Source organism: Streptomyces sp. NPDC002845 (assembly GCF_053591955.1).
This window is the reverse complement of sequence record NZ_JBSFUU010000008.1, coordinates 62,379-80,916: the sequence shown is the minus strand read 5'-3', so window position 1 is coordinate 80,916 and position 18,538 is coordinate 62,379. Positions and strand designations below refer to the sequence as shown.

15 protein-coding genes and 1 pseudogene are annotated in these 18,538 nt (G+C 69.8%); 10 read left to right on the top strand and 6 right to left on the bottom strand.

The genetic code is table 11. The features are described 5' to 3' along the window. Positions 1-77: 77 nt before the first annotated feature. From ACWD3C_RS07900 to ACWD3C_RS07885, 4 genes are all read left to right on the top strand, one after another. On the top strand, positions 78-875 hold the full coding sequence (locus tag ACWD3C_RS07900; protein ID WP_451141241.1) for a rhamnogalacturonan acetylesterase: 798 nt from the start codon (positions 78-80) through the stop codon (positions 873-875). A gap of 141 nt (positions 876-1,016) precedes the next feature. After that, a complete protein-coding gene (locus ACWD3C_RS07895) occupies positions 1,017-2,324 on the top strand; it encodes a pectate lyase family protein (RefSeq protein WP_451141239.1) in 1,308 nt (435 codons plus the stop codon). Positions 2,325-2,682: 358 nt separating this feature from the next. Then, entirely contained in the window at positions 2,683-3,810 is a 1,128-nt protein-coding gene (locus ACWD3C_RS07890) for a pectinesterase family protein (protein ID WP_451141237.1), read from the top strand. A gap of 1 nt (position 3,811) precedes the next feature. After that, positions 3,812-4,843: a pectinesterase family protein gene (locus ACWD3C_RS07885; RefSeq protein WP_451141235.1), complete on the top strand. Its 1,032-nt coding sequence runs from the start codon at positions 3,812-3,814 to the stop codon at positions 4,841-4,843. Between the two features lie 59 nt (positions 4,844-4,902). Here the strand turns inward: ACWD3C_RS07885 and ACWD3C_RS07880 are convergent, their stop codons facing one another. Then, positions 4,903-7,116: a family 43 glycosylhydrolase gene (locus ACWD3C_RS07880; RefSeq protein ID WP_451141233.1), complete on the bottom strand. Its 2,214-nt coding sequence runs from the start codon at positions 7,114-7,116 to the stop codon at positions 4,903-4,905. 234 nt (positions 7,117-7,350) lie between these two features. Between ACWD3C_RS07880 and ACWD3C_RS07875 the strand changes: the two genes are divergently transcribed. Continuing rightward, complete coding sequence (locus ACWD3C_RS07875; protein WP_451141231.1) at positions 7,351-8,505, top strand: right-handed parallel beta-helix repeat-containing protein; 1,155 nt, start codon at positions 7,351-7,353, stop codon at positions 8,503-8,505. 170 nt (positions 8,506-8,675) lie between these two features. Here ACWD3C_RS07875 and ACWD3C_RS07870 read toward each other — a convergent pair whose 3' ends face one another. Next, positions 8,676-9,557: a hypothetical protein gene (locus tag ACWD3C_RS07870; protein ID WP_451141229.1), complete on the bottom strand. Its 882-nt coding sequence runs from the start codon at positions 9,555-9,557 to the stop codon at positions 8,676-8,678. Further along, a complete protein-coding gene (locus tag ACWD3C_RS07865; protein ID WP_451141227.1) occupies positions 9,554-10,123 on the bottom strand; it encodes a SigE family RNA polymerase sigma factor in 570 nt (189 codons plus the stop codon). The genes ACWD3C_RS07870 and ACWD3C_RS07865 overlap by 4 nt, the downstream gene beginning before the upstream one ends. 271 nt (positions 10,124-10,394) lie before the next feature. Here ACWD3C_RS07865 and ACWD3C_RS07860 point away from each other — a divergent pair, with 271 nt between their 5' ends. Beyond that, on the top strand, positions 10,395-11,846 hold the full coding sequence (locus tag ACWD3C_RS07860; protein WP_451141225.1) for an NCS2 family permease: 1,452 nt from the start codon (positions 10,395-10,397) through the stop codon (positions 11,844-11,846). 88 nt (positions 11,847-11,934) lie between these two features. On the opposite strand, the gene ACWD3C_RS07855 is transcribed toward ACWD3C_RS07860, so the two are convergent. The 3 genes from ACWD3C_RS07855 to ACWD3C_RS07845 all read right to left on the bottom strand — a co-directional run bounded on the left by ACWD3C_RS07855 (position 11,935) and on the right by ACWD3C_RS07845 (position 14,761). Then, positions 11,935-13,395: a peptidoglycan D,D-transpeptidase FtsI family protein gene (locus ACWD3C_RS07855; protein WP_451141223.1), complete on the bottom strand. Its 1,461-nt coding sequence runs from the start codon at positions 13,393-13,395 to the stop codon at positions 11,935-11,937. A 117-nt stretch (positions 13,396-13,512) separates the two neighbouring features. Then, complete coding sequence (locus tag ACWD3C_RS07850; RefSeq protein WP_451141221.1) at positions 13,513-13,986, bottom strand: GNAT family N-acetyltransferase; 474 nt, start codon at positions 13,984-13,986, stop codon at positions 13,513-13,515. 1 nt (position 13,987) lies between these two features. Then, the gene (locus tag ACWD3C_RS07845) at positions 13,988-14,761 is read right to left on the bottom strand and encodes an IclR family transcriptional regulator (protein WP_451141219.1); all 774 of its coding nucleotides are present in this window, start codon (positions 14,759-14,761) and stop codon (positions 13,988-13,990) included. A gap of 143 nt (positions 14,762-14,904) precedes the next feature. Here ACWD3C_RS07845 and ACWD3C_RS07840 point away from each other — a divergent pair, with 143 nt between their 5' ends. From ACWD3C_RS07840 to ACWD3C_RS07825, 4 genes and pseudogenes are all read left to right on the top strand, one after another. After that, positions 14,905-16,434, top strand: a complete 1,530-nt coding sequence (locus ACWD3C_RS07840; RefSeq protein ID WP_451141217.1) for an aldehyde dehydrogenase (NADP(+)) — start codon at positions 14,905-14,907, stop codon at positions 16,432-16,434. A gap of 77 nt (positions 16,435-16,511) precedes the next feature. Next, complete coding sequence (locus tag ACWD3C_RS07835; RefSeq protein ID WP_451141215.1) at positions 16,512-17,120, top strand: DUF1349 domain-containing protein; 609 nt, start codon at positions 16,512-16,514, stop codon at positions 17,118-17,120. A gap of 321 nt (positions 17,121-17,441) precedes the next feature. Beyond that, positions 17,442-17,732 (top strand): annotated as a pseudogene (locus tag ACWD3C_RS07830) (GNAT family N-acetyltransferase); the annotation flags it as partial. 75 nt (positions 17,733-17,807) lie between these two features. After that, positions 17,808-18,524 carry a DsbA family oxidoreductase gene (locus ACWD3C_RS07825; RefSeq protein WP_451141213.1) on the top strand — a complete coding sequence of 239 codons (717 nt, stop codon included), beginning with the start codon at positions 17,808-17,810 and terminating at the stop codon, positions 18,522-18,524. The last annotated feature ends 14 nt before the right edge of the window (positions 18,525-18,538 follow it).

Here is an 18,538-nt window from a genome sequence, read left to right as displayed (position 1 = left end):
CCCTCCACCCCCCACGCCCGAAAGTATGAGGAACCGTCCGGAATCATCTGAATTGTCAACCTGAAAGGCACACCGTCGTGACCCTCACCCGCAGACAGGTCACCACGGCGGCCCTCGCCGCCGTCCCCCTCGCCGTCGCCGCGACGGGACCCGCATCCGCCGCGACGACAGCGCGCCGAGCGCGCACCCTTTTCATCGCGGGCGACTCCACCGCCGCCCAGAAGTACGCCGACGCCGCGCCCGAGACCGGCTGGGGCATGGCCCTGCCGTTCTTCCTCCACCGGGACCTGAAGGTCTCCAACCACGCCGTGAACGGCCGGAGTTCGAAGAGCTTCATCGACGAGGGCCGGCTCGACGCCATACTTGAAGCCATTCGGCCCGGGGACTTCCTGGTCATCCAGTTCGGCCACAACGACTCCAAGTCCGCCGACCCCACCCGCTACACCGAGCCCTGGACCACCTACCAGGACCATCTGCGCCAGTACATCGACGGCGCCCGCGCCCGGGGTGCCCGGCCGGTCCTCGCCACCCCCGTGGAGCGCCGGCGGTTCGACGCGAACGGCAACGCGCGGTCGAGCCATGGGGAGTACCCGGCGGCCATGCGTGCGCTCGCCGCCGACGAGGGGGTCGCCCTCCTCGACATCCACGCGCTGTCCATGGCGCTGTGGCAGGAGCTCGGGGTCGAGGAGACCAAGAAGTACTTCAACTGGACCGAGACCGAGCAGGACAACACGCATTTCAATCCGCCGGGGGCCATTGCCGTGGCCCGGCTGGTGGTCTCCGAGTTGTTGCGGCGGAGGGTTCTCCTGCCGCGTGATGTCTGTCGGCTTGAGGACGAGATCCCGGAGTCGTGGATCAGTTGGCCTGAGGCGTAGCGCTCCGTTGCAGGCCGGTTTTTTAGCTGAGGCCGTATGCGGCTGGTCGCGCCCACGCGGCGGAGCCGCACATTGCCACAGCCCCGCGCCCCTTAGGGGCGCGCCCCAATCTCCCCTTGCTCGAAAGGAAGCCGCATCCCCATGCGCTCTCGTTACTGGCATGCCCATGTCATGACATCCGTACTTGCCTGCACCGCCCTAGTCCTCACCGTCACCACCACCTCCGCCCAGGCCCAGGCCCAAGGGCGCGACCTCGGTCGTGAGACCCTCGCCGCGAACGACGGGTGGGCCTCGCAGGGGGCCGGGACCACGGGCGGCGCGGACGCCGACGCCGAGCACGTCTACACCGTCACCACCTGGGAGGAGTTCAGAGCCGCGCTGAAGGACGGCGGGACGGCGCCGAAGATCATCAAGGTCAAGGGGATGATCGACGCCGTATCCGCCGGGTGCGAGGCGTTCGAGGCCGAGGGGTACGACTTCCAGCAGTACCTCGCCGACTACGACCCCGCCGTCTGGGGCTACGAGAACCCGGTCAGCGGGCCCCAGGAGGACCTGCGGGACGCGTCCGCCGACAACCAGGACAAGGCGATCAAGGCGAACGTCCCGGCCAACACCACCATCGTCGGCGTCGGCAAGAACTCCGGGATCCTCGGCGGCAGCCTCCAGATCCGGGCCGTGGACAACGTCATCGTCCGCAACCTCACCATCGAGGCCCCGATCGACTGCTTCCCGCAGTGGGACCCGACCGACGACAACAACACCGGCGCCTGGAACTCCGAGTACGACGCCGTCGTCGTCTACGGCGCCACCCATGTGTGGATCGACCACAACACGCTCACCGACGGCCGCTACCCCGACAGCTCCCTGCCGACCTACTTCGGCAAGACCTACCAGCAGCACGACGGCCTGCTCGACATCGTGCGCGGCGCCAACTACGTGACGGCGTCCTGGAACTCCTTCGAGGACCACGACAAGACCATGCTGATCGGGAACAGCAACAGCGCCGGCGCGACCGACGAGGGCAAGCTCAAGGTCACGCTCCACCACAACCGCTTCGAGGGCATCGTCGAGCGTGCGCCGCGCGTCCGGTTCGGCGAGGTCGACGTCTACAACAACCACTTCGCCGTGACCAAGGGCCAGAAGTACGGCTACACCTTCGGCATCGGCATCGCCTCCCACCTGTACGCCACGGACAACGCGTTCTCGCTGACGCCCGGGGTCAGCGCCGCCAAGACGCTGAAGAGGTGGAACGACGAGCCGCTCACCGCCGAGAACAACTACGTCAACGGCAAGCTCACCGATCTGATCGCCGTGCACAACGCGGAGATCCCCGAGGAGACCCTCCGGTCCGGCGCCGGCTGGACGCCGACCCTGCGCACCCAGGTCCACCCGCCGCGGTCGATCCCGTGGATCGTCGACCACCGCGCGGGCGCCGGCCGCGTGTGCTGACCTGAGCGACCCCGGGGAAGTTCGGGCACGCCCCCACGCCGCCCGGCACGCTCCCCCAGAGGGGGACCCCCACTCGCCGCACCGGCCAAAGGCCCAAGTAGCTCCTCCCCCACTCTCGGCTTCGCTCGAGCGGGGGGGGGGACCCCATCGAGGACCTGCGTCCGGCACGCCGAGAGCACGCACCGGCGGCGACACGAGCCGCTGCCGCGGCGGGCGCGGGAACACACCCGAACTTCCCCGACGCCGCTTGCCGCACCACCGGGCCGGGGCGCACCGCCGCCCCGGCCCCGCACCCCCCACGGCGAGGAAACAGCCGACACCACCCCCAGAACGTCCCGCACTGCGAAGGAGCACCCGCATGGCCTCGCCCCGCCCCCGACTTCCCCTGTCCAGAAGGGGTTTCCTGCTGGCGACCGCCGGTGCCGGCGCCGCCCTCGGCCTCGCGCCCACCCCCGCGCGAGCCGCCGCACGGCGCCCGTTCGGGCGCCACGGCTCCCCGGCCGCGCGCCTGAACGCACAGACCCTGTACGTCGACCCGCACGGCCGGGGCGACCACACCTCCGTCCAGGCCGCCGTGACCGCCGCGACCGGCAGCGGCTGGACCCTCGTCATCGCGCCGGGCACCTACCGGGAGACGGTCTCCGTCGACCGCTCCCGCACGGAGATGACCTGGCTCGGCGCCGGCGACGGCCCGCGCGACGTCGTCATCGTCTACGACAACGCGGCCGGCACCCCGAAGCCCGACGGCTCCGGCAACTACGGCACCACCGGCTCCGCCACCACCACCGTCCGGGGGGACGGCTTCACCGCCCGCCGGATCACCTTCGCCAACGACTTCCTGCGCGCCGAGCACCCCGAGATCAGCGGCACCCAGGCCGTCGCCATCAAGGTGCAGGGCGACCGCTCGGCCTTCCACCACTGCCGCTTCCTCGGCCACCAGGACACCCTGTACGCCGACTCCAACTCCTCCAGCCTCTTCGCCCGCCAGTACTTCTCCCACTGCTACGTCGAGGGCGACGTCGACTTCGTCTTCGGCCGGGCCACGGCCGTCTACGAGCACTGCCACTTCCGCACGCTCAACCGCACGGACCTCTCCTCGGCCCCGTACGGCTTCGTCTTCGCCCCCTCGACCGAGGGCGCCAACCCGTACGGCTACCTGGTCCTGCGCGGCCGGGTGACGAGCGAGGCCCCCGACACCTACTACAAGGTGGCCCGCCCCTGGGTGCCCAGCTCCAGCGCCACCGCCCGCCCCATGCTCACCGTCCGGGAGACCTGGCTCGGCCCCGGCATCGACGCGGTCGCGCCCTACGCCAACATGCGCGACGCCCACCCCTGGCAGGACCAGCGCTTCGCCGAGTACGGCAACACCGGCCCCGGCGCCGAGATCACCGTCCCCGAGAACCGGCCCCAGCTGACGGACGAGGAGGCCGCGGCGCACACCCGTGGGGCCTACCTCGGCGACTGGGCGCCGTGGAAGGCATGCTGACGTGCGCAGACGCACGCTGCTCGCCGGGATCGCCGGCGGCCTCGTGGCCGCCGGCGCCACCCCCGCCTTCGCGGACGCCCGCCGCCGGGTCCGCCACGTCCGACCCGGCGGCTCCGTCCAGGCCGCCGTGGACGCGGTCGACGGCGCCGGCTGGACGATCGTCGTGCACCCGGGGACGTACCGCGAGGTTGTCAACATACCCGCCGACAAAGGGAACTTGACCCTGCGCGGTGCCACCCGCGACCCCCGCGACGCCGTGATCGTCTACGACAACGCCAACGGCACGAAGAAGCCCGACGGCACGACCTACGGCACCGCGGGCTCCGCCACCTTCACCTCGGCGGCGCCCGGCCTGACCGTACGCGGGCTGACCATCGCCAACGACTGGCTGCGCGCGGACCACCCGGAGATCACGGGCACGCAGGCCGTCGCCGCGTATGTCACCGGTGATCGTTCGCACTTCGACGACGTCCGCCTGCTGGCCCACCAGGACACGCTGTTCGCGGACACCACCGCGCTGGACGCCTTCGACCGGCAGTACTACCGCGACTGCTACATCGAGGGCGATGTGGACTTCGTGTTCGGGCGCGCCACCGCCGTCTTCGAGCACTGCCACTTCCACACCCTGGACCGGGACGTGTCCTTCAAACCCGAGGGCATGGTCTTCGCCCCCTCGACGGCCCGCGCGAACCCCTACGGATTCCTCGCCGTGCGCGGCCGGGTCACATCCGGTGCCGAGGACGGGGCGTACAAGATCGCGCGGCCCTGGGTGCCGTCGTACGAGACGACCGCCTGGCCCTCGTTGGTCGTCAGGGACACCTGGCTGGGGCCGGGCATCGACGCGGTGACGCCGTACACCAACATGCGTGAGGCGTACCCGTGGCAGACCATGCGCTTTGGCGAGTACGCCAACTCCGGTCCGGGCGCGGTGATTTCGGTACCCGAGAACCGGCCCCGGCTCACGGACGCGGAGGCCGCGGTGCATACGCGGGAGACGTACCTCCGGGGCTGGAGGCCGTATGCGTGCCCGTGACCGCGCTCCTGGCCACGGGCAGCACCACCATGGGCGGGACGAGGGGCCGAGCCGGGGAGCTACCGCCGTACCGGCTTGATCGACTCCAGAGTCGGCAGCACCGGCTCGATCGTCCCGTCGGCCGCGAACTCCATGCGGTCGATGGTGGTCTCCCGGTGCATGCCGTCCCCGCCCGCCCTGCCGGGGCCGTTCAACGCGAACCGGTGGTAGACCATGTACCAGTCGTCCGTGCCGGGGGCGTTGACCACCGAGTGGTGGCCGGTGGCCTTGATGCCGTACTCGGGGCGCTTGGACAGGATCGTGCCCTGCTTGGTCCACGGGCCGAGCGGGGACGGTCCGGTCGCGTACGCCACGTGGTAGTTCTCGCTGCGGGTGTCGTCCTCGGACCACATGAAGTAGTACGTGCCGTTCCGCTTGATCACGAAGGCGCCCTCGCGGAAGTTGTCCGGGGTGATGTCCCGCACCTTCGCCGCGTCGTACGACACCATGTCGTCGTTCAGCGGCACCACGTACCCGTGTCCGTTGCCCCAGTACAGGTACGCCTGCCCGTCGTCGTCCGTGAACACCGCCGGGTCGATCATCTGGCCGCTCAGCGAACCGCCCTTGGCGACCAGAGGCCTGCCGAGCGCGTCCTTGAAGGGGCCGGCGGGGGAGTCGGCCACCGCCACACCGATCTGCTGCTCGGCACAGAAGTAGAAGTAGTACTTGCCGTCGCGTTCGGCGATCGCGGGGGCCCAGGCGTTCTTGTCCGCCCAGGACACATCAGGGCCCAGGTCGAGGATCACGCCGTGGTCCTTCCAGTGGACCAGGTCCTTGGACGAGAAGGCCTTGAACCGCGTGCCGCTCCAGCCCGGGAAGCCGTCCGTCGTCGGGTAGATCCAGTAGCGGCCGTTCATGTACTTGACGTCCGGGTCGGCGTACAGGCCGGGCAGGAGCGGGCTGCGCGTCGGTACGGCCTCGACCGTCCAGGTGCGGCTTGTCCCGTCCGCCGCCGTCACGGTGTACGTCCGCGGCTTGCGGAAGTCGCGGCGCGTACCGGACCGGGGGCTGACCTCGGCACCCTCACCGACCCACAACCTGGGTGCGAGCCGCCTGAGGTCGGCGTCCGGCTCCATCGGCAGGACGACCTTCGACGTCTCCTCGGTGACGACGGCGTAGCCCTTCCGGCCGCGTGCCGTCGCGTCCACGACCGAGGTGGGGCTCACCGGGTACGCGGCGAGCAGCCGGTCGTACTCCTCCTGCGTGACCGGGATGACCGTGCCGTGCCGGGGGCTGGCCGGCAGCTGGTAGTCGGTGGACATCGTCCACTCGCCCGAGTCGAGGTCGGTCGTCTCGAAGGGGACGTAGCCCCGGCCGCCGTACTCGTCGATGAACAGGTACCACTTCTCCTCGGTGTTGGACTTGAAGACCGTCGGGCCCTCGCCCCGGTCGATCGAGCCGCTGCCGATGCAGTCGGAGACGAAGTCGTACGAGGTGTCCGTCAGCGAGGCCGACTTCTCACCGGTGATGAACTTCGAGCAGGGGGTGGAGGAGGTGGGGTCGCGCTCGTCCTTGGTGTAGCGGTAGTACGTGCCCTGGTGCGACACGACCGTCGAGTCGATGACCGAGTAGCCGGGGTCGTTCCAGACCTTCGGCTCGCTGAAGGCGCGGAAGTCCTTGGTGGTCGCGTACATCATCTTGTTGTACGTCGAGCCGGTGTGGTCGGGGTCGTCGTCGGCGTAGAGCTTCGACGCCCAGAAGACGACGAACTCGCCGAGCGTGTCGTCCCAGTAGGCCTCCGGCGCCCAGGTGTTGCCCGCGTTGTCGGGGGACACCTTCACCAGGCGCTGGTCGGTCCAGTCGACCAGGTTCGTGGACTCCCAGACCATGATGGACTTGCTGCCGTGCCGCTGGACGTGGTCCCAACTCCCGCTGGAATTACGGTACATGCGCAGATCGGTGGCGATCATGTAGAACTTGTCGCCCTCGGGGGAGCGGATCACGAACGGGTCGCGCAGGCCCTTCTCGCCGATGGTGGACGTCAGGACCGGCTCGCCCGCGTTCAGCTCCCGCCAGTGCAGGGGGTCGTTGCCGCGGCTGAGCGCGTAGCGGATCTGCTCGCCGTCGGCGGTGCCCTCGCCGGTGAAGTAGGCGAAGAGGTAGCCGGCGTACTTCGCTCTGTTCACCTGGGAATCTCCGGAGCTTTCTGACTGGGCTGGACTGGGCGGGGCGGCGATCAGGCCGAGAAGAAGGGCCAGCAGAGGGAGCAGGAGCGTACGGGCGGTGCGGCGCATGACACATCCTGTGGGGGTCTGATGGATTCTGTTGGATGAGCTGTCTCGGAGTGTCATCAGTGGGGGACAGGGCGTCAATGGGGGCGGTGTGAAGATCCGAGCGAAACTTTCGATCGTTTTCGCTTGGGACGCGGCAACCTTTCCGGTCGTGGTGGCGACCAGGTCTCAGAAGCGGGCCGGGGCGGCCCCTCCGGCCCGCTTCGCTCCTCGTCCCCCTGAGAAAGGAACACTTCTGTGCGCCAGAGCACCGGACGCCATCGCCGAACCCGTACCCTCTCGGTCGCCGCCGCGGTGGCCGTCGCCTCGGGTGCGTGCGGCGTCTACCTCGGCCTCGCGGACGACGGCGCCCAGGCCGCCACGACGACGGTCACCGTCTCCAACACCGCCCAACTGGAGTCGGCCGTCGCGAACGCCTCCGCGGGCACCACCATTCAGGTGCGCGGCGGCACGTACTACCCGGCGAAGACGCTCAAGTCCACGGCGAACGGCACCGCTTCGGCCCGGATCACGCTCACCGCGTACGGCAGCGAGAAGGTGAAGATCGACGGCTCGAAGCTCCCCGCGGGCTCCTGGCTCGCCGGGATCTACGGTGACTACTGGACCGTCCAGAACCTCACCTTCCAGAAGTCGCCCGCCCAGGGCTTCGTCGCCACCTCGTCCGTCGGCGGGATCTTCAAGAACCTCGTCACCGCGAACAACGGCGACTCCGGCTTCACCCTGCGCGGCGACGGCACGACCGACAACCTCGTGCGGAACCTGGACAGTTACGGCAACTACGACGCCGCCAACCACGGCCAGAACGCCGACGGCATCGCCATCAAGTTCGGCTCGGGGACGGGCAACAAGGTCACCGGGGCGCGTTTGTACAACAATGCTGACGACGGGATCGACCTGTGGCAGTTCTCCTCCCCGGTCGTGATCGAGCACTCCTGGGCCTTCGGCAACGGCAAGAACCGCTGGAACGACGCGGCCTTCGAGGGCAACGGCAACGGCTTCAAGCTCGGCGGGGGAGGCGTCTCGGTCGCCCACTGGGTCAACAACAACGCGGCCTGGGACAACACCCTCCACGGCTTCACCGAGAACTCCAACACCGGCGGCATCCTCCTCAACCGCAACACCGCGTACTCCAACGCCTCCACCGGCTTCTACTTCGCCACCGGCAAGGCCCGCCTCGCCGGCAACCTCGCGGTGAGCAACAAGGCCGGCCTGTCGAAGCTGGGCTCCCGCACCGTGTCGGCGGCCAACAACTGGGACAGCGGGGTCTCCACCCCGTCCTTCAAGTCCACGGACGCCACGGCCGCGTACGGCGCCCGGAAGGCGGACGGGTCGCTGCCCGAGAGCACGTTCCTGACGACGGGGTCGACGGCGATCGGTTCCACCATGAACTAGCCCTCCGCGCAAGAGTGAACGCCCCCGCCGGTCGTCACCGGCGGGGGCGTTCTTCTACTGGCCGAGGGGGGCTCGGGCCAGCAGCTCTACCGGAAGGGACGTGAAAAGCGAACGTGTGGTTGTTTCCGCGACACGAACCTTGCCGCCTCCTGCGAACTTCTTGAACTTCTCTACGAATCGCCCTCGTCCGACGACTCGTCGCCGCCCTGAGCCGCGAAGTCCCCCGCCACGGCGAGCTGTTCGCCGTCCGCCTGCGCCGCGGCCGAGTAGGTGTCGTCCTTCGCGTCCCGGCCGCCGCGCTCGTGGTCGTACTGGCCCGCGAAGACGAACTCGCCCTCCGGGACGGTACGTCCGTCCTTGAGCACCCACGTGTACACGAGGAAGCCGTCCTTCTCCTCGACCGTCAGCGTGAAGTCCTGCTCCGGCAGTGAGCGCCAGGCGCCGGTCGAGGTGACCCCGCCGGTCTGCGCGATCCGCAACTCGACGGTGAGCTGGGTGAGTTCCTTGCCCGTCTTCAGGGTCACATTGCTCTGCGCCCAGAAGTCGTTGCTGTGCGGGTCCACCGAGCCGTCCGACCACAGCGGGCCGTCCTCGACGGCGCCCGACGCGGGCGGCTTCAGCGGGGCGGAGTTCTGCGGCTCGGGGGTGCGCGACGGGGTCGAGCTGGGCTGCTCGTCGACCTCGGCTTCCCGGGACGGCTCCGGGGCCGGCTGGATCGGCGCCCGGCTGGTCGCGTCCGGGGACGGCGAGGGGGTGGGCGTGGGGGAGACCGCGACCGTCTGGTCGTCGGTCGGCTCCTCGCCCTTGACCGCGGAGGCGACCGCGAAGCCGCCCACGCCGAGGATGCCCGCGACCGCGGCCGTGGCACTCACCACCCGCACCCAGCCCCACAGCGGCGGACGCTCCGCCCGCCGGCCCCGGCCGCGCTCCTCGGGAGCGGCGATACCGCGCTCGATCCGGGCCAGGATGCGCGCGCGGTCGGGCTCGTGGGCCTCGGCCGCCTCGTGCAGCCGGGCACGCAGCTCGTCGTGCACGTCCCGCCGCGTCGTCATCGGACCCTTCCTCCCGCCTCACCGCTGGTGCGCGCCATCGCCCTGGGCACGCGCAGCGGAGCCCCCTCGGTACCGAGGAGCCGCTGCAGCTCGGCCATGCCCTTCGACGTCTGGCTCTTCACCGTACCGACGGAAACCCCCAGTGCGAGCGCGGTGTCCTTCTCCGAGAGGTCGAAGGCGTGCCGCAGCACCACGCACGCCCGTTTCCGGAACGGCAGTCTGCGCAGGGCCTCTTGGACATCGACCACGCCCGGTATGTCAGGATTTTCTGTCTTCTCGTCACGTTGCGACCAGAACAGGGTGATCCGACGGCGTTCGCGCACCGCGCTGCGTATGCGGGTGCGGGCCAGATTCGCCACCACACCCCGCGCGTACGCCACCGGATGGTCGGCCGCGCGCACCCGGTCCCAGCGGTGCCACAGCGCGAGCAGCGCGTCCGCCGCCAGATCGTCGGCCGCGTCCGCCTCGCCGGTCAACAGATGGGCCAGGCGCGCCAGTTCGGCGTAGTGGCGCTCGAAGAAGGCATGGAACTCCACGGAGGCGGCGTCGTCGACGACAGTGCCCACGGGCGACCTCTCCCCTTTCCTCCCAGGCAGTGCGGCTGCCGGCCGGAGCCGGCCACGGGCGTATACGGCCCTGTGATGCGCCCGTGAAGGGATGGTGATCTTCTGGCGCGAGAGCCGAGAGAGTATCAGGAGTTCGTACGGAGCTTCGGGCCTCGTGCGGCCCATCGAACTCGATTCCGTAACACGGCGAAAACCTGAACCGGGTTCAACAAGGGAACAATCCCAGCCAGCATCCGCGCGCAGTACCCGCACGTCACGAGGAGTACCAGCCATGTCCGACGCACAGAAGGTGGCCGACCGGCCGAGCGCCGTGCCACCCCGGGTGAACAACGTCGATCGCTTCTTCAGGATCAGCGCCCGGGGTTCCACCTTCGCCCGCGAGATACGCGGCGGTTTCGCCACGTTCTTCACGATGGCGTACATCCTTGTCCTGAATCCCATCATCCTCGGCAGCGCCGAGGACAAGTTCGGTAACCGGCTCGACGGCGCCGAACTCGTCACCGCCACCGCCCTCGTGGCCGCCGTGATGACGATCATCATGGGTGTCGGCGGCAACCTGCCCCTCGCCCTCGCCGCCGGCCTCGGCCTGAACGCGGTCGTCGCCTTCCAGATCGCCCCGCTGATGAGCTGGGCCGACGCGATGGGCCTGGTCGTCCTCGAAGGCCTGCTGATCTGCGTTCTCGTGGTCACCGGGCTGCGCGAGGCCGTCATGCACGCCATCCCGCAACCGCTCAAGCAGGCCATCAGCGTCGGCATCGGCCTGTTCATCGCCTTCATCGGCTTCGTCGACGCCGGGTTCGTCACCCGCATCCCGGACGCCGCGAACACCAGCGTCCCGGTGCAGATGGGCCTCACGGGGTCGCTGACCGGCTGGCCCATCCTCGTCTTCTGCGCCGGTGTGCTGCTGACCGTCGGCCTGCTCGCCCGCAAGGTCAAGGGCGCGATCCTGATCAGCATCCTGGCCATGACGGTCGTCGCGATCGTCATCAACGCGGCCGCCGACATCGAGAGCTGGGGCCTGACCACGCCGAAGCTCCCCGACGACATCGTGGCCGCCCCCGACTTCGGACTCCTCGGCGAGTTCAGCCTGCTCGGCGCCTTCGGTCAGACCGGCGTCATCACCGTCGTCCTGCTGATCTTCACGCTGATCCTCTCGGACTTCTTCGACACCATGGGCACGGTCGTCGGCATCAGCGCCGAGGCCGGACTCCTCGACGAGCGGGGCAGGGTGCCGAACCTCGGCCGGGTGCTGCTCATCGACGGTGCGGCGGCGGTCGTCGGCGGCGCGTCCTCGTCCTCCTCCGCGACCTCGTACATCGAGTCGGCCTCGGGTGTCGGAGAAGGCGCGCGCACCGGCTTCGCGAACCTGATCACCGGCGGTCTCTTCGCCCTCGCGCTCTTCCTGACCCCGCTGCTGACCATCGTCCCGCTCCAGGCTGCGGCCCCGGCGCTCGTCGCGGTCGGCTTCCTGATGATGACCCAGGTCAAGCACATCGACTGGGAGAAGTACGAGATCGCCATCCCCGCGTTCCTGACGATCGCCGTGATGCCGTTCACCTACTCCATCACCAACGGCATCGGCGCGGGCTTCCTCGCGTACGTCCTGATCAAGGTGGTCCTCGGCAAGGCGAAGGAGGTGCACTGGCTGCTGTGGGGCACCGCGGCGCTGTTCCTGGTCTACTTCGCGATCGACCCGATCGAGCAGCTGCTCGGGGTGAAGTAGCCGTACCGGTGAACTGAGGGGCGATGAGCCGCCCCCTGGGGGGAAGGGGGCGGCTCATCTCTTCATATGGCTTCCGGGCGGCCGGGGTTCAGTCCCGCAGGGCCGTTTCCATCATTTCCCTGGCGACCGGCGCCGCCAGCCCGTTGCCGCTGACCTCCGAGCGGGCCGCGTCCGACTGCTCGACGATCACCGCGACGGCGACCTCCTTGCCGGAGGAGTCGGACTTCGCGTACGACGTGAACCAGGCGTACGGAGTCTGGCTGTTGTTCTCGCCGTGCTGGGCGGTACCGGTCTTGCCGCCCACGGTGGCCCCGGAGATCCGCGCGTTCGTGCCCGTGCCCTCCTCGACCACGGTCCGCATCGCGGACTGGAGCTGCTCGGCGGTGGAGGAGCTGACGATCTCCTTGGTCCCGGCGTCGCTGTCGTAGTCGGTCAGCACATTGCCGTCGCCGTCCGTCGTCCGCGACACCATGTGCGGCGAGACCAGCTCGCCGCCGTTGGCTATCGCGGCCGACACCATGGCCATCTGCAGCGGAGTGGCCGTGACGTCGAACTGGCCGATGCCGGTCAGGGCCGTCTGCGCCTCGTCCATGTCCGACGGATACACGCTCGCGTACGCCCGCACCGGCACGTCCTGTGTCTCGTCGTTGAAGCCGAACTTCTCCGCCATCGCCCTGACCTTGTCCTGGCCCAGGTCGACGGCCATCTTCGCGAAGACGTTGTTGCAGGAGTACTGGAGGGCCACCCGGATCGTGGCGTTCTCGCAGGGCGCGGACGGGTTCTCGTTCGACAGCACCGTGCTCGACAGCGGCAGCGTGTACGGGTCCGGACTGTCCGTCCGCTCGTCCACCGACGCGTACAGCCCGTCCTCCAGCGCCGCGGCCGCCACGACCAGCTTGAAGGTCGACCCCGGCGGCAGCGGCTGGCGCAGCGCCCGGTTCGTCATCGGCTTGTCGGCGTCCTTGGTGAGCTGCTTCCAGGCGTCACCGTCGGCGGAACCGCTGCCGCTGATGGTCCCCGGGTCGTACGACGGGGTGGAGACGACCGCGAGAATCCTGCCGCTCGCCGGGTCGATCGCGACGGCCGCGCCCTTCGTGTCGCCGAGAGCCTCGTACGCGGCCTTCTGCACATCCGGGTCGATCGTCGTGATCACATCACCCGGGGCGGCGTGCTTGTCCATGAGGACGTCGAGCGGGTCCTTCAGCCGGGTGGCCGTGCCGTCGAGCAGGTCCTGGTAGATGCCCTCCAGCTGCGTCGCCCCGTACACCTGCGAGCTGTAGCCCGTCACGGCCGCGTAGAGGCTGCCGTCCGTGTACGTCCGCTGGTACGCGAGGTCGCCTCCCGTGGTCCGCTTCGAGCCGGTGATCGCGTCGCCGGCCACGACGATGTTCCCGAGCGGCTGCGCGTACTTCTCCATCACGTTCCGCCGGTTGTCCTTGCCGTCTGCGAGGGCCTGGCCGTCGTAGAACTGCACCCAGGTCGCCCTGACCAGCAGCGCGAGCACGAGCAGCAGCGTGAAGACGGCGGTCCGCCTGATCGTCTTGTTCATCCCGCTCAGGAGGACGAGCGGGATCGGGTGGATCGTTCCTTGCGTCCGGTTTTCTCATGGGGCCTTCATGAACTCATGGGGACTTCATGAAGGGGACCGCATCAGGAATTCCGGACATCAGGACTTCAGGGCGAGGAGGACCTCCTCGATCTCCTCGCCCCGCGCGTTCGCGTATCCCCTCGCCCGGGCCGTCTCTTCGAAGCCGCACTTCCGCAGCACCCGGCGCGAGGCCGTGTTGTCGGCGGCGGCACGGGCGTACAGGGGCCGTTCCGGTATCTGTGCGAGCAGGGCCCGCAGCGCGGCCGTGGCGATGCCGCGGCCCCAGTACGCACGGTCGATCCAGTACGTGACCTCACGTTCCTCCGGAGCGCCGTACACCGCCGCGCTGCCCACCACGTCGCCGTCCACCAGCACCGTACGGACGACGACGTCGGACGAGGCCCGGATCCGTGCCCAGTGCGCGTCGAAATGCGCCCGGTCGGCCGGGTCCTCGGCCGTGAACGCGGCCATCCGGAGCGCGGCCGGGTCGTTCATCTGGCGGAAGAAGACCGGCAGGTCGCTGTCGTGGACTTCGCGCAGGACCACCTCCATGTCACAGCCTCCGCGTCGCCAGCGTCAGGCGGTCCCGGGCATCGAAGAGCGCGTCCTTGACCAGCTGCTCGTGCGCCGGCGTCAGCCGGGCCACCGGCACCGAGCAGCTGATCGCGTCCCGCGCCGGCGTGCGGTAGGGAATCGCCACGCCGAAGCAGCGCAGCCCCAGCGTGTTCTCCTCGCGGTCGACGGCGAAGCCCTGTTCGCGGACCTGGTGGAGTTCCTCGATGAGCTTCTCGCGGTCGGTGATGGTGTTCTCGGTGAGCGCGGGGAGGGTCTCGGGGAGCATCTTGCGGACCTGCTCGTCGGTGTGGGTGGCGAGGAGGGCCTTGCCCAGCGATGTGGAGTGGGCGGGGAGGCGGCGGCCCACGCGGGTGAAGGGGCGCAGGTAGTGCTGGGACTGGCGGGTGGCGAGGTAGACCACGTTCGTGCCGTCCAGCCGGGCCAGGTGGATCGTCTCCGTCGTGTCGTCCGACAGGCGGTCCAGCGTCGGGCGGGCCACGGCCACGACCTCGTCGCCGTCGATGTACGACGTCCCCACGAGCAGGGCCCGTACGCCGATGCCGTACCGCGTGCCCGTCGCGTCCGTCTCGACCCAGCCGAGCTCGACGAGGGTGCGCAGCAGCATGTACAGGCTGGACTTGGGGTAACCCACGGCCTCCTGCACGGCGGCCAGCGAGTGCATACCGGGGCGACCGGCGAAGTACTCAAGCAATTCAACGGTCCGCACCGCGGACTTGACCTGCGACCCGCCGCCTGTCTCGCCTGCCGACATCGCCCTTGACCCCTTCGTTCGACGGCAAATAGTCTCCGCATCATATTCACCATCAGAGACAGTGTTCAGCATATCGAACAGCCCTGGTAGCTGACCCGGTGAATGACCTACGTACCGCGGCAAGACATGTGGAGGAACCCTCGGTGGCAGCAGCACCAGTCTGGAGTGTCGACCCCCGAACCGGGAAGCAGCGTGAGCAGGTTGCGGTGGAGGCCACAGCCCAGGAGGTGGACGCCACCGTACGCGCCGCGCACGCGGCCCGCGGGGCTCTCGCCGACCGCACGGTCCGCGCGGCCTTCCTGCGCTCGGCCGCCGACCAGCTTCAGGCCGCCAAGGACCAGCTCGTCGAGGCCGGGGACGCGGAGACCGCACTCGGCCCGGTCCGGCTCACCGGCGAACTCGCCCGCACCTGCTACCAGCTGCGGGCCTTCGCGGACATCGTCGACGAGGGCGCCTTCCTCGACGTGGTCATCAACCACCCCGACGACACCGCGACCCCGCCGATCCCGGACCTGCGCCGCTACAAGGTCCCCCTGGGCGTCGTCGCCGTCTACTCCGCCTCCAACTTCCCCTTCGCCTTCTCCGTCCCCGGCGGCGACACCGCGAGCGCGCTGGCCGCGGGCTGCCCGGTCGTCGTCAAGGCCCACCCCGACCACCCGGCCCTGTCCGAGCTGGTCGCCAAGGTGCTGCGCCGGGCCGCCGCCGAGCACGGCATCCCCGAGGGCGTCCTCGGCCTCGTCCACGGCTTCGAGGCGGGCGTCGAGCTGGTCGGGCACCCGCTGGTCGCGGCGGCCGGGTTCACCGGTTCCGTACGCGGCGGCCGGGCCCTCTTCGACGCGGCGGCCGCGCGGCCGGTGCCGATCCCGTTCCACGGCGAGCTGGGCTCCCTCAACCCCGTCCTGATCACCGAGGCCGCCGCCGCCGAGCGCGCCGAGGCCATCGGCTCCGGGCTCGCGGGCTCGATGACGCTGGGCGTCGGCCAGTTCTGCGTCAAGCCGGGCCTCGTCCTCGCCCCGTCCGGCGCCGCGGGCGACCAACTGGTCAAGTCCCTCACCGACGCCGTCAGCAACGTGGACTCCGGGGTCCTCCTCGACCACCGTATGCGCGACAACTTCATCGCCGGGGTCGCCGAGCGCACCGAACTCCCCGACGTGGACTCCCCGGTGACCCCGGGCGCGGGCAGCGAGCACACGGTGAGCCCGGGCTTCCTGACCGTCCCGGCGAGCAGGCTGGCCGCCGAGGGCGAGTACGACCTGCTCCTGGAGGAGTGCTTCGGGCCGGTCACTGTCGTGGCCCGCTATGAGGACGAGGGTGAGGCGACCTCCGTGCTGTCCCGCCTTCCCGGCAACCTCACCGCGACCGTGCACCTGTCCTCCGAGGAGGCGGCCGGGGAGGGGCGCGGTCCCGAGCTCCTCGCCGAGCTGACGCCGCTCGCGGGGCGTGTCCTGGTCAACGGCTGGCCGACGGGGGTCGCGGTGGCTCTGGCCCAGCACCACGGTGGGCCCTACCCGGCGACCACGTCGACGTCGACCTCCGTGGGCGGGACGGCGATCGAGCGGTGGCTGCGGCCGGTGGCGTACCAGAACGCGCCGGAGGCGCTGCTTCCCGCGGAGCTGAGGGACGACAACCCGCTGGGGCTGCCGCGGCGGTTCAACGGGCGGCTGGAGCGCTGATCGCACCGGCCCGGGGCACCGCCGACGAGACGGTGCCCCGGTACTCGTACGAACCACGGAACTGGGACACTCTCGGGATGGACGTCGAACTTCCCGAACTCCCCTTCTCCCTCCGCACATACGGCCCCGACGGTCACTGGTCCCACGAGGACGGCGTCCTCACCGGCTGGGCCGGTGCGCGGCAGGACCGTTTCGTGGCGCCGACCGACGAGGCGCTGGACCCGGCCTCGGACGCGCCGCGTCTCCTGGGTGCTCCGGAGGGCGACTTCCAGCTGATCGCCCGGGTGGCCGTCGGTTTCAACACGGCCTTCGACGCGGGGGTCCTCTACGTCCACGTGGGGGAGCGGGCCTGGGCGAAGCTGTGCCTGGAGTACTCGCCGGACGTGGCCACCGTCTGTTCGGTGGTCACCCGGGGCCACTCCGACGACGCCAACTCCTTCACGGTGGAGGGCAGTTCGGTCTGGCTGCGGGTGAGCCGCACCGGCCGTGCCTTCGCCTTCCACGCCTCCCGCGACGGCAAGCGCTGGACCTTCGTCCGGCTGTTCACGCTGGGGGAGGAGAAGGAGACCGGTGCGGCTCTGGTCGGCTTCATGACCCAGTCGCCCCTCGGCGAGGGCTGCGTGGTGACGTACGACGAGATCGAGTTCAGGGCCGCTTGGCCGAGCGACCTGCGCGACGGCAGCTAAGGACGCCGAGAGCAGGGTGAACCGAGCGCGTACCGCGCTCGGTTCACCCATGTCGCAGGAACCGCAAAGGCCCCGTGCACGTCCTCCGCTGCATGATCAGGGAGCGTTTGAACCCTCCCCCAGTTAAAGCATGGGGGATTCCTGGCTCAGGAAACCCCGCAGGCCAGCGGCCCGAAAGGTCTTACTCCCTCAACACCAGCCGGGACGGAACCTGCCCGGTTGCCCGAAAGCATTGGGTTGCGCCGACTTGGTTCTCACTCAGCGCGTCGTACGTGCTTGGTTCTCGCAACGCACGGCGTGCAGCTTACCCGATCGTTTGGCGGCATTGCCTCCTTCCGTACGCGCGAGGCGGCGCCCGTGGACACGGTGCAGCTGTTCCAGTTCCACGTCGACCCCGAGCGGTGGCGCCGGGGCGTCGGGCGGGCGCTGCACGCGGCCTGCGCGGAGGAGTGGCGGGCCGACGGCAAGCGGACGGCCACGCTCTCCGTGCACGTCGAAAACCACCGCGCCCAGGCCTTCTACGCCCGCCAGGGCTGGGTTCCCGATCCGGAGAAACCGTTCGCCGAGGGGGACCACCATCTGTATCTGCGGTTCTCCGTGACCGGGGAATGACCCGGGTTCCTTGAACGTTCACGTACTGAGCGGAGGGTGTCTCCGTGCCCGTGCGAGTGGAGAGAAGCCGTAGACATGCGCGTCGAGATCTGGAGCGACATCGCCTGCCCCTGGTGCTACGTGGGCAAGGCCCGCTTCGAGAAGGCGCTGGAGGCCTTCCCGCACCGCGACGAGGTCGAGGTGGTGCACCGGTCCTTCGAGCTGGAACCGGGCCGCGCGAAGGGCGACGTCCAGTCCGTGACCGCGATGCTGACGAAGAAGTACGGGATGAGCGCGGCCCAGGCGCAGGCCGGTGAGCGCAACCTGGAGACGCTGGCCGCCGCCGTGGGGCTCGGGTACCGGGCCGAGGGCCGCGACTTCGGCAGCACCTTCGACATGCACCGCCTGCTGCACCTCGCCAAGGAGCAGGGCAAGCAGGACGAGCTGCTCCAGGTCCTGTACCGGGCGAACTTCGTCGACGAGCGGCCCCTCTACACCGACGCGGACGACTACCTGGTCGAGCTCGCCGTCGAGGCCGGGCTCGACGCGGACGCCGCCCGCAAGGTGATCGCCGACCCGGAGGCGTACGCCGCCGAGGTGCGCGCCGACGAGCGCGAGGCCGCCGAGCTGGGCGCGAACGGCGTGCCCTTCTTCGTGCTCGACCGCAAGTACGGCATCTCCGGCGCCCAGCCCATCGAGACCTTCACCCAGGCGCTGACCCAGGCGTGGGGCGAACGTTCACCGCTGAAGCTCGTCCAGCAGGCGGACGCCGAGGCGTGCGGGCCTGACGGATGTGCCGTACCGCAGCAGTGACGGGATGGGCGTCG

Coding starts and splice junctions, on each gene's coding strand:
- ACWD3C_RS07895 (WP_451141239.1), top strand. CDS start 1,017: ATGCGCTCTCGTTACTGGCATGCCCATGTCATGACATCCGTACTTGCC.
- ACWD3C_RS07890 (WP_451141237.1), top strand. CDS start 2,683: ATGGCCTCGCCCCGCCCCCGACTTCCCCTGTCCAGAAGGGGTTTCCTG.
- ACWD3C_RS07880 (WP_451141233.1), bottom strand. CDS start 7,116: ATGCGCCGCACCGCCCGTACGCTCCTGCTCCCTCTGCTGGCCCTTCTT.
- ACWD3C_RS07870 (WP_451141229.1), bottom strand. CDS start 9,557: ATGACGACGCGGCGGGACGTGCACGACGAGCTGCGTGCCCGGCTGCAC.
- ACWD3C_RS07860 (WP_451141225.1), top strand. CDS start 10,395: ATGTCCGACGCACAGAAGGTGGCCGACCGGCCGAGCGCCGTGCCACCC.
- ACWD3C_RS07855 (WP_451141223.1), bottom strand. CDS start 13,395: ATGAACAAGACGATCAGGCGGACCGCCGTCTTCACGCTGCTGCTCGTG.
- ACWD3C_RS07850 (WP_451141221.1), bottom strand. CDS start 13,986: ATGGAGGTGGTCCTGCGCGAAGTCCACGACAGCGACCTGCCGGTCTTC.
- ACWD3C_RS07845 (WP_451141219.1), bottom strand. CDS start 14,761: ATGTCGGCAGGCGAGACAGGCGGCGGGTCGCAGGTCAAGTCCGCGGTG.
- ACWD3C_RS07835 (WP_451141215.1), top strand. CDS start 16,512: ATGGACGTCGAACTTCCCGAACTCCCCTTCTCCCTCCGCACATACGGC.
- ACWD3C_RS07825 (WP_451141213.1), top strand. CDS start 17,808: ATGCGCGTCGAGATCTGGAGCGACATCGCCTGCCCCTGGTGCTACGTG.